The sequence below is a fragment of the Mesorhizobium quangtriensis genome (assembly GCF_040081925.1).
Classification (GTDB): Bacteria; Pseudomonadota; Alphaproteobacteria; order Rhizobiales; family Rhizobiaceae; genus Mesorhizobium_K; species Mesorhizobium_K quangtriensis.
This window is the reverse complement of sequence record NZ_JBEBMF010000001.1, coordinates 315723-326161: the sequence shown is the minus strand read 5'-3', so window position 1 is coordinate 326161 and position 10439 is coordinate 315723. Positions and strand designations below refer to the sequence as shown.

Genomic DNA, 10439 nt, shown 5'->3' with positions numbered 1-10439 from the left:
GAGAAGTTGATGGGTTCCGAGGCATTGATCGTCGTCGATCTGCAGAACGATTTCTGTCCCGGGGGAGCGTTGGCGGTCGAGGGCGGCCATGAGATCGTGCCCATCATCAACAAGCTCGTTCACGACTTCGAACATGTGATCCTGACGCAGGACTGGCACCCGGCGCATCATTCGAGTTTCGCGTCGAGCCACCCCGGCCGCAATCCCTTCGAGACGATGCAGATGCCCTACGGTCCGCAGACGCTGTGGCCGGACCATTGCGTGCAGGGAACGCACGGCGCGGCGTTCCATCCGGACTTCGTGCACGACAAGGCCGAGCTGATCATCCGCAAAGGCTTCCGCCCCGCCATCGACAGCTATTCGGCGTTCTTCGAGAACGACCACAAGACCCAGACCGGCCTTGCCGGCTATCTGCGCGAGCGCGGCATCCGGACCGTGACCATCGCCGGCCTCGCGACGGACTTCTGCGTCGCCTATTCAGCGCTGGATTCGGTCGGTCGGGGCTTCGTCACGAAGATCAGGCTCGACGCCTGCCGCGGTATCGACCTCGGCGGGTCGATCGCGACGATGACCTCGGAGATGAAGGCGGCAGGCGTCACGCTAATCGACGGCTAGGCCAAGGCCGTGATCCATGCAATGTTGCCAAGGAATATTCCCAACAAGGATGCCAACATGACCTTCCTCATAGGATCCGCTGCGCTGGTGTTCGGCGCGCTGGTGGCTTTGGCGGGACTTCGCCTCTTTGTCATCCTTCTTCCCATATGGGGGTTCATGGTGGGCTTCATTCTCGGAGCTGCCCTCATAACAGCGCTGTTTGGCGACGGCTTCCTTGCCACGACACTTGGAATTGCTACGGGCTTCGTGTTCGGTTTCGGTTTCGCGCTGCTGTCATACTTCTACTGGTATGTCGGCGTTCTGCTTAGCGCCGGTGCAGCCGGATTTGTCCTCGGAGCAGCTCTGCTTGGAACATTCGGCGTCAGCGCCGACTGGCTCATCTTCCTCTTCGGAATGGTGGTTGCCTTCGGCTTCATCGCATTCGCCCTTGCGATCAACTATCCAGTCTACCTGATGATTGTCGCCACCGCTTCGGCCGGTACCTCGATCGCGCTCGCAGGCGCATTCGTTCTGGTCAACCAGGTCGAGCCTGCGGCCCTTGGAACCGGCGAGGCCTGGCGGATGATTGGCAACCACTGGCTACCGTGGATTGTCTGGCTGGTCGGAACGGTAGTTGGAATCGGAGCACAGCTTTCGGCCTTGTCTCGAATAAAAGTGCCTGAAGACAAGTGGGCATCTGCTTAGTAGATGCGCTCCTGAATTTTTTGAAAAACGCCGATCCGAAGCACCCGGTCATTGGTGTCGAATATACCTCCTGTGTCTTGGAGGTATACGACGGAACGAAATTCATGGAGCTGTAGCAAAACGCACGTATGATCTTCCTGCCTTGCCTGCCATCAGCCCTCGGTCTAGACTCGAAACATCAGATGTTGCTGACCGTCGATAAGGAAGAAGTCGTGTTCGTGAGGTTTTGTTCGGTTGCACTTGCCCTGTTTCTTGGGCTGACGGTTTCTGCCGGCGCCCAGGTTCCACAGTCTGCCCAGACGACGACCAACCTCAACATGCGCTCCGGTCCGGGCACGCAACATGCGATCATCGGCAACATACCGAAGGACACGTGGCTTCAGGTTCACGGGTGCACCGACCCGATCAGATGGTGCCAGACGGTTTTCAACAACATACCTGCCTGGGTCTCGGCGAACTACCTTCACCCGCGGCCGATTGTGATAGGGCAGTCTCCCGCGCCGCCACCGCCGCCTCCGCCGCCGAGCGCCGGACCCGTTCCGCCTGCCGACATTCCCTTGTTCGGACCCGGCTTCCGGACCCCCGAAGATCTATGCCGACGTGCCGGAGAAAGCGCGTTCACCAACCAGTTCCTGGGAGGTGGATTCGATCTGGTCGCTTGTCCGCCCGGAACCGACTCGAGGCTCTTCGCCTTCGAGACAGGTGGCAAGGAAGTGGCGCGACGCGACGGCTGGATGCTCTTCACCGTGCCGCAGCGCTAGGACGAAAGCGTCCGAGCCTAGTGCGCAAGGTCGATGGGCGACGGCTCAATTGGTGCACGATTTTCTTTTGAAACGGGACCCATGTTTCGTTAACGCAGTTCAGGGTCATGCACTAACTGACGCCGACATATCGCTTCACGATCTCCGGATCGTCGCGCAGACGGTCGACCTCGACCGTCTCGCGAACGCGCCCGTTCTCGATGAAGGACACGCGATCGGCGACCGACAGAACGGCATCGACGCGTTGCTCGACGAGAATCGTGGACACGCCGCGCTCGCGAAGTGCGGCGACTGACTGGCGGATCTTCGCGATCATCGACGGCATCAGCCCTTCCGTCGGTTCGTCCAGCAGCAGGACGCGCGGCTCGATGCAGAGCGCGCGCGCCATGGCAAGCTGCTGCTGCTCGCCGCCGGACAGCGTGCCGGAGCGTTGCCTCAGGCGTTCGCGCAGCACCGGGAAAAGATCGAGCACCGCTTCGCGCACATCCATGCCCATGTGGCGTGTCATCAGGCCGATCTCGATGTTCTCGGCAACCGTCATCTCGGCGAAAAGCCGACGACCCTGCGGCACATAGGCGACGCCGGCCCTCGGCACTTCATGCGGAGGCAGGCCGGTCAGTTCGATATCGCCGAGGCGGATCGATCCGGATCGTGCCGGCGCCAGTCCCATGATGGCCTTGAGCGTCGTCGTCTTCCCGGCGCCATTTCGGCCGAGCAGGCAGTGCACCTCCCCCTGCCTGAGCGTCAGCCCGAGCCCGAAGAGAACCTGCGTCTCGCCATAGAGGCAGTCGAGGCCGGAAATGGTCAGCGCGTCAGCCATCCGCATCCTCCTCTTCCGGCGTGCCGAGATAGGCATGCTGCACTTCGGCATTGGCGCGGATCTGGTCCGGCGTGCCCTCAGCCAGGATGCTTCCTGCGTTCAACACCGTGATACGGTCGGCAAGTTCCATCACAACGGGCATGTTGTGCTCGATCAGCAGCACTGTCGCGTCGCGTGCGATCTCGCGGACAAGCCCGATGAAATTCTCGATCTCGCCGTCTGACAGGCCCTGCGTCGGCTCGTCGAGGATCAACAGGCGAGGCTTCAGCGCCAGCCCCATCGCGAGTTCCAGCAGGCGCTGGTGGCCGTAGGAAAGTGTGCCGGCGATAGCGTCCTCGCGCCCGGCCAGCCCGACGCGTTCCAGCGCGGACATGACATCCGCATGCACCGCGCCATGCCCGCGTCCATCGGCCAGCGTGCGCTGTACCGGCAGCGCGACATTGTCATAGGCGGTCAGGTTGGCGAAGACGCTGGTGATCTGGAACGTATAGGCGATGCCGCGCCGGACGCGTTCGTGCGGCGGCAGGTTGGTGACGTCGTTGCCGTCGAACACGATCATGCCCGACGTCGGCTCGATCCTGCCGCAGATGAGGCTGACAAAAGTGGTCTTGCCCGCGCCGTTGGGGCCGATGATGGCGCGGATCTCGCCCTGCATCACCGCGAAGTCGACATTGTCGACGGCCTTCAGCCCACCGAAGTGCCGGCTCAGCCCCTTGACGGTCAGAAGCGGCGTCATGGCAGCCACCTCGCCCAGCGGTCACGGATCGTGCCGAGTATGCCTTTCGGAAAGAACAGCACGAGCAGGATCAGCGCGACGCCGACGATGCCCAGATGGCTGATGTTCCAGCCCGGCGCATAGGTCTTCAGGAGGTCACCCGAACCGTCGATCAGATAGAACATCAGCACCGTGCCGACCAGCGGACCGAGCGTGGTGGCCGCGCCGCCGAGCAACACCCAGAGCAGCGGCAGGATGGAATACTGGATGGAGGCGAAGGTCGAACCGACATAGCCGAACAGGATGACATAGGCGGCACCCGCCGCCGCGCAGATCGCGCCGGAGGCGACCATGGCGGCGAGCTTGTTGGCAAAGGTGTCATAGCCGAGCATCCGCGTGCGTTCCTCGTTTTCGCGGATCGCGATAAGCACGCGCCCGAAGGACGAGCGAACGACGATGAGCGTGGCGACGAGCACGATGGAAAACAGCGCGAGCGCCGTCATGTAGCGCGTGACAGGCTCGGTTAGATCGAGGCGGGTGGCGCCGAAATGAAGTGCGCGCGCCTGCTGCTGGATGACGAGGCCTTCGTCGCCGCGTGTCCACGACCCGAAATAATAGACAAGCAGATAACCGACCTGCGCGAACATCATGGTGACGATCATGAACGCCACGCCCTTGGTGCGTAGCGCAAGCAGGCCGATGACGAGCGACAGAAGTATGCCCGCCACGAGCCCGGCCGCGAAGGCCGCCGGAACACCCCAACCGAAATGCACCATCGGCAGGCCGGCTCCGTAGAGCCCCGCAGCGAAAAACATTGCATGGCCAAGACTGAGCAGGCCGGCATAGCCGAACAGCAGATTGTAGCCCATGGCGAAGACGGCAAGCACCATCACCCGCGCCAGAACGCCGTGATGGTAGGCAGGCAGGACGAAATTCAGCGCAAACAGAGCCGCGATGACGGCGACATGCAGCGCGATCGCCTTGCCGGTGCCCCCGTTCATCGCGGCGTCGTCCCGAAGAGGCCTTGCGGCCGGAAGACGAGCACCATGGCGACCACAAGGGTGGCGATGATCTTGGCTAGGGTCGGCGAGAAGAAGACCGAGATGATGCCGTCCGACACGCCGATCAGGAGTGCTGCCACCACTGTTCCGCGCAGGCTGCCCAGCCCGCCTATGATGACGACGATGAACGAGAGCAGCAGCGGGTCGCGGCCCATGAGATAATGCGCTTGGCTGGTCGGCACGATCAGCACCGCAGCGATCGCAGCCAGCATCGCGCCCACAGCGAAGACGCCGGCATAGACACGTTCGACCGGAATGCCGAAGGCCTGTGCTGTCTCGCTGTCATACTGCGTCGCCCGCATCATCAGGCCGATCCTGGTGCGCGACAGCACGAACCATGTGACGAGCAGCAGCGCCACCGAAGCGGCGATCACCGCCAGCTTGTAGCCGGAATAACCGAACCACGGCAACGAAATGCGATAGTTGAAAGGCGCCTGTACCGGTCGCGCATCCGCTCCGTAGAAGGTCAGCGCGGCCTGCTGGATGATGTACAGCAGCCCGATCGTCGCGACGATGGTGGCTTCCGGATTGTAGTCAAGGCGCTTGAGGACGAGGCGGTCGGCAACCAGCGCCACCGCGCCGACGATCAGCGGCGAAATGACCAGCGCGGCGAGGAAGCCTATCGCTGGATGTCCGCCAAAGGCCGAGGCGACGGACCAGGCGAGCACCGCGCCCAGCATGTAGAACTCGCCATGCGCGACGTTGACCACGCGCATGACGCCGAAGACCAGCGACAGTCCAAGCGCCATGAGGGCCAGCACCGCGGAAGTGACAAGCCCCTCAAGCGTCGCAAGAAGGAGATGCGGGCCGAACGCCATTCAGCTTTCGTCCTCGACGGGTGGCCACTGGCGGGAGGTGTGGACGATCCGGAGGATGAACACGGAGTCGTCCGTCACCTGATAGACCAATCGGTAGCTTGGGTGAGGCACGGCTTCGCGCGTGCCAACAATTGCACCTGGCCGACCGGAAAAAGGATGAGCGCCCAGATGCTTGACCGAGGTCTCGATACGGCTGCGGAGCTTTCGCGACGCGGCAGGATTGTCAACCCAGACATAGGAGAGGATTTCACGAAGGTCATTTTTGGCACGGGTTGTCCATACCAATTTCAAGCCGCATCTGCCCCACGACGTTTCTGTTCCAGATCTGCGAAGAGTTTATCCATCTCTGCTTCTACCTCTTCGTGGCTATGGACGCGACCGGCGGCTATGTCGGCACGCGCATTGTCCACCTTGCGCTGAAGCCAGGCGAGATACTCACGATCCTGCTCGACATAGTCCCGCATGAACTCGCGTACGATCTGCGACGCAGGACGGTCGGCATCCTTGGCCGCAGCCATGAACGCATCCCTAAGCTCCCGCTCGAGCTTCATCGTGAAGACGGCTTCCTTGGCCATGGCGCACTCCCAGCGAGGTACTGAAAACGTATATACGTCTTCAGTACCTGTCATCAAGCAATCCTTATAGTGGCTGGGTCGTGTAGTCGCCCTCGGGCTCGTAGAGACCGTCCTCGATCGAGGTCTTGTGCACGACCTTGAGCTTGCCGTCCTCGACCTTGGAGATGTTCTGGATGCCAAAAACCTGGTGGATTTTGCCGTTGAACACTTTTGGACCTTGCGGATGCTCGGGTCCCTCGGCGAACTCCGTCAGCGCCTCCGTAGCCTCGACGAGCTTTGCCTTATCAGCCGGTCCCTGGTAGCCGGCATCCTCCATGGCCTTCTTGATGACGTAAAGCGTCTCCCAGCAGCCGAACATGTGGGCGGCCGTCGAGACGTCCTTGGGATCGTCCACCGACGCTCCGTTGTCGTCGATGCCGACGGCGGCGCGATAGACCTTCTGGGCATCGGTGTCGTCGGGCTGGGCGTAGCGCGGCGAGCCTTCCCAGAAATGGGTGCCATCGAGGAACTCAAGGCCGGGGCTGTTAATGTCCACCGCCTCCAGGCTGTCGATAAAGCCGAAGAGCTGCGGCTTGCTGGAGCCGTAGAACTCACCCAGTTCCTTGACGAAAGTCAGCACGGCCGGGCCGACCATGACGTGGTAGATCACGTCGGTGTCGGAGGGAATCTGCGGGAAGTATTTGGTGAAGCTGCTTTCCGTCGGCGGGATGGCGATCTGCGCGACCACGTCCGCGCCCTGCGCCTTCAGCGCCGGCGGCAGGAAGTCGCGGTGATCGTAGCCGAAGGCGAAATCGGGGAATATCTGCGTGACCTTCTTGCCTGCGTTGGCCGCGATCCACGGCGCCATCGACTGGATCTGGCTCTTCACGTCGGTGATGCCCGGCTGGAAGACCCAGCGGTTCAGCGTCGTCGAAGCGACGTGGTGGCCTTCGGAGACGACGAAGTAGGGCAGCTTGTGTTCGCCGGCGGCCGGAGCCGAGCCGATGACGACGTGCGAGAACAGGGTGCCGTAGGCGACGTCGCAGCCATACTGGGTGGCGAACTTGGCGACGATTTCCGCGCCCCGGCCGGGGTCGGTGCCGTCGTCCTCGATGATCACCTCGACAGGACGGCCGTTGATACCGCCAGCATCGTTAATCGCCTTGATGGCGGCGTTGGTCGTCTTTTCATACCAGCGACCGTAGGCAGCCCCGATGCCGGTCTTGTGCGCCTGGAAGCCGATCTTGATCGGCGCGGAACTCTGTGCCTGCGCGTATCGCACGAAGCCCGGGCCCGCGGCGATGCCGGCGGCCGCGACACCAAGGCCCTTCAGTGTGTTGCGGCGAGAAATCTTCCTGCCGAATATCGAGCTGGAATCGGTCATGCGGGTTCCCCTGTCTTGTTGTTTGTCGGTGCCGGAAACCGCCGTCCGCCTGCCCATGGCGGCGGCGAGAAATCGTGTGTGCAAAAACTAAATCACCAATCCGAAATGCTGGCAACAGAGATGCTGCATCGCAGGGATCGCGCGTGCCGAACGATCACTCATGCAGCCGTCGGCGTCGACAGCAACCAGAGCCCGAGCACGGTGTAGGCGATCATCAGGATGGTAAGCGGTAACTGACTGAGGGTAGCGGCGCGCGCCGTTCCGTGGAGGCGGTACGCCAGCATATGCGCCACCAGGACCGCCAGCACGTGTCCGCCGACGATGGCTGCGGCCTGCGCGTTCCAGATCACCCAGGCGGAGTCCGAGCCAGCGGCCACCGCGGCCCTCACCGGCATATGGGCGGTGCCGAACAGGTCCCAGCCAAGCGAAAAAGGATCGGAGAAGGCGACCAGCGCATACTGGCTGTTGACCAGCAGGACAGTCAGATAGTGCGAGAAGTGATAGGCGAGCGCGATCGGCACGATCGACCAGACGAAGGTTCCGGCAGTAACAGCGAAATGCCTCCGGGTGCCGGCGAGCTTCTCGCCCAGAAAAACGCAGGCAAAGAACACAAGGGCGAGCAGCACGCAGGCGATGGCGAGGCCCACGCCGTTGATCGCGATCAGCGCGGTTCGGCCCGGAAATTCCAGCGGGTTCAACCCGTTCAGCGCAAACCAGAAGAAGGTTCTCGACAGGCCGTCGAACGAAACCGACGCCAGCGTGAAAAGCAGGAAGACCGTACTGCTCAGCGCCAGCGCAGGGGTTTGCAGCAAACGGGCGCTCGGCAGCCGAAGCGAAACTTTTTCATCGTCCTCTCTCCCAACAACGCCGAAGCGCGCGACCATCCCGAAGAAGACGGACAGGAACTCGCACCGCCCGGCCCACGCCTCGAACCCGAAGAGGAGCATCATCGCAAAGTTGAACAGCCAGTAGCCTCCAACCGCCCAAGCCAGCCGCAACGGATCTTCGGGTGCGGGATCGATCAGCTCGAACCAGGCGAAGCCGAGAAACAGCACCACCGCCGGCCAGAGGCCCGCCCATGCCGGCAGCCGAAGTGGTGGCGCATCGACTGACTTTCCCAGTAAGGCCGAGGCAATGCGATGCGGGCCGTACCACGGGTTGATCCAGGACCAGAGATTGCCGAGCAAACCCTGCAGCAGCGTCAGCCCCACCCAGAGCAGCGTCCAGATCGTTAGTGACAGCGGGTTGGACAGCGGATCGCGGCTGCCGAACACCCCTGCAAGGACGAGGATCGCAAGGACCAGAAAGGACAGCAGGCTGAGCGGCAGGCGAAGCGCGTCGGGCGCAGGACCGATGGTCAATCTCCCAGCGGCCAGCCGCTCCAGTGTTTCGGGTCGAACCAATAGCAGGACGAGGAAGCTCGCCGCCACGGCGAGAGCGCCGCCGATGATGTAGTGGCCGGTCGGCAGCAGAAGGACATGGCCGCGATCCGAGGCATGAGCGAGGGCGGAAGTGGGGATGAGGGATAGAAGCAGGCCTGCCGGCCAAGGCCAGCGCCCAGAGGGGGGTGCTGCGGTGCCTGGACGATCAACCATCTGACCGAATGCGTGGCCTCACACCTTCACAAGCTGTTCGACGCGGTCTTCCTCGCCGAACACCCGCAGATAGCGCTCGATCGCCTTGCGGTCGCCGGTCGCCTTGGCGGGATTGTCCGAGAGCTTGACGGCAGGCTTTCCATTGGCCTCGGTCACCTTGCAGACCAGCGAGATGGCCTTTAGGCCGTCGGTCTGTTCCGGTGCGCAGTCCTCGAAATCGTTGGTGAGGTTGGTGCCCCAGCCGAAGGACATGCGCACCTTGCCCTTGAAGTGATTGTAGGTGTCGATGATCGTGTCGACGTCCAAACCGTCCGAGAAGATCAGCAGCTTCTTGCGTGGATCGACGCCCTTCTCGCGCCACCACGCCAGGATGCGCTCGCCGCCCTCGATCGGCGGCGCGCTGTCGGGACGGAAGCCGGTCCAGCCCGCCACCCAATCCGGCGCGTCGCGCAGGAAGGCGGCGGTGCCGAATGCGTCCGGCAGCACAATGAGCAGGTTGCCGCCATAATAGCGCTGCCAGTCTTGCAACACCTTGTAGGGGGCGGCGCGCAGTTCCTTCTCGGTGCTGGCAAGTGCTGCCAGCACCATAGGCAATTCATGCGCGTTGGTACCCAGCGCCTCCAGGTCTGTGTCCATGCCAAGCAGGACGTTGGAGGTGCCGGTGAAGGCCTCGCCGATGCCTTCCTTGAGCGCCTCGACGCACCAGCGCTGCCACAGGAAGGAGTGGCGGCGGCGCGTGCCGAAATCCGATATCCGGATGCCCGGAATCGCACGCAGGCGTTCCGTCTTGTCCCACATCTTCGCCTTCGCGCGGGCGTAGAGCACGTCGAGCCCGAACGGGCCGAAGCTCTTTATCGCAGCGCGCGAGCGCAGTTCGTTGATGATGGCGAGCGCCGGTATCTCCCATAGTGTCGTGTACATCCATGGTCCGGGAAACTCGAGTTCGTACTGGCCGTCGCGCTTTCTCAGTTCGTATTCCGGGAGCTGGAAATTCTCCAGCCAGGCGAGGAATTCCGGCTCGAATATCTGCTTGCGGCCATAAAAATTGTTGCCGGCCAGCCAGATCATCTCCTTCTTGGAAAAGCGCAGCGTGCGCGCGTGATCGAGCTGGTCGCGGAGCTCATGCTCGTCGATCTCGTCGGCAAGCCGCACCGATGTCTTGCGGTTGATCAGCGAGAATGTGGCGTTGACCTTCGGGTACATGCCCCAGATCATCTGCAGCATCAGCAGCTTGTAGAAATCCGTGTCGAGCAGGCTGCGCACGATCGGATCCAGCTTCCAGGTGTGGTTGTACACACGCTGCGCTATATCGGTTCTCGTCATCGGCGCGTTTCCTCTTCCGCCCTTCCTCCGGCGGCCTCTGAAAACGCCTATAGCATTGATTTATTGGCGGTGCGCGTCCGTTTGTCGGCTGGCACGACGGAACGATCAC

12 protein-coding genes are annotated in these 10439 nt (G+C 62.4%); 3 read left to right on the top strand and 9 right to left on the bottom strand.

Annotated elements, in window-relative coordinates:
- The first annotated feature begins 9 nt into the window (after window positions 1–9).
- The 3 genes from pncA to ABMA32_RS01670 all read left to right on the top strand — a co-directional run bounded on the left by pncA (window position 10) and on the right by ABMA32_RS01670 (window position 2060).
- Window positions 10–615, top strand: coding sequence for a bifunctional nicotinamidase/pyrazinamidase (gene pncA / locus ABMA32_RS01680; RefSeq protein WP_349011994.1), 606 nt, complete (start codon window positions 10–12; stop codon window positions 613–615).
- A gap of 57 nt (window positions 616–672) precedes the next feature.
- The gene (locus ABMA32_RS01675) at window positions 673–1299 is read left to right on the top strand and encodes a TM7S3/TM198-like domain-containing protein (RefSeq protein WP_349011993.1); all 627 of its coding nucleotides are present in this window, start codon (window positions 673–675) and stop codon (window positions 1297–1299) included.
- 182 nt (window positions 1300–1481) lie between these two features.
- Complete coding sequence (locus ABMA32_RS01670) at window positions 1482–2060, top strand: SH3 domain-containing protein (RefSeq protein ID WP_349011992.1); 579 nt, start codon at window positions 1482–1484, stop codon at window positions 2058–2060.
- Between the two features lie 112 nt (window positions 2061–2172).
- On the opposite strand, the gene ABMA32_RS01665 is transcribed toward ABMA32_RS01670, so the two are convergent.
- From ABMA32_RS01665 to pncB, 9 genes are all read right to left on the bottom strand, one after another.
- Window positions 2173–2880, bottom strand: coding sequence for an ABC transporter ATP-binding protein (locus ABMA32_RS01665; RefSeq protein WP_349011991.1), 708 nt, complete (start codon window positions 2878–2880; stop codon window positions 2173–2175).
- Window positions 2873–3616: an ABC transporter ATP-binding protein gene (locus ABMA32_RS01660; protein WP_349011990.1), complete on the bottom strand. Its 744-nt coding sequence runs from the start codon at window positions 3614–3616 to the stop codon at window positions 2873–2875. The genes ABMA32_RS01665 and ABMA32_RS01660 overlap by 8 nt, the downstream gene beginning before the upstream one ends.
- Window positions 3613–4596 (bottom strand): branched-chain amino acid ABC transporter permease, encoded by a 984-nt coding sequence (locus ABMA32_RS01655; protein ID WP_349011989.1) that lies wholly within the window; start codon window positions 4594–4596, stop codon window positions 3613–3615. The genes ABMA32_RS01660 and ABMA32_RS01655 overlap by 4 nt, the downstream gene beginning before the upstream one ends.
- Window positions 4593–5474: a branched-chain amino acid ABC transporter permease gene (locus ABMA32_RS01650; protein ID WP_349011988.1), complete on the bottom strand. Its 882-nt coding sequence runs from the start codon at window positions 5472–5474 to the stop codon at window positions 4593–4595. The genes ABMA32_RS01655 and ABMA32_RS01650 overlap by 4 nt, the downstream gene beginning before the upstream one ends.
- On the bottom strand, window positions 5475–5759 hold the full coding sequence (locus ABMA32_RS01645; protein ID WP_349013299.1) for a type II toxin-antitoxin system RelE/ParE family toxin: 285 nt from the start codon (window positions 5757–5759) through the stop codon (window positions 5475–5477).
- A 2-nt stretch (window positions 5760–5761) separates the two neighbouring features.
- Window positions 5762–6049, bottom strand: a complete 288-nt coding sequence (locus ABMA32_RS01640; RefSeq protein ID WP_349011987.1) for a CopG family ribbon-helix-helix protein — start codon at window positions 6047–6049, stop codon at window positions 5762–5764.
- A 64-nt stretch (window positions 6050–6113) separates the two neighbouring features.
- Window positions 6114–7412, bottom strand: coding sequence for an ABC transporter substrate-binding protein (locus ABMA32_RS01635; protein WP_349011986.1), 1299 nt, complete (start codon window positions 7410–7412; stop codon window positions 6114–6116).
- A 158-nt stretch (window positions 7413–7570) separates the two neighbouring features.
- Window positions 7571–9007: a hypothetical protein gene (locus ABMA32_RS01630; protein WP_349011985.1), complete on the bottom strand. Its 1437-nt coding sequence runs from the start codon at window positions 9005–9007 to the stop codon at window positions 7571–7573.
- Between the two features lie 18 nt (window positions 9008–9025).
- Window positions 9026–10330, bottom strand: a complete 1305-nt coding sequence (gene pncB / locus ABMA32_RS01625) for a nicotinate phosphoribosyltransferase (RefSeq protein WP_349011984.1) — start codon at window positions 10328–10330, stop codon at window positions 9026–9028.
- Window positions 10331–10439 lie beyond the last annotated feature (109 nt).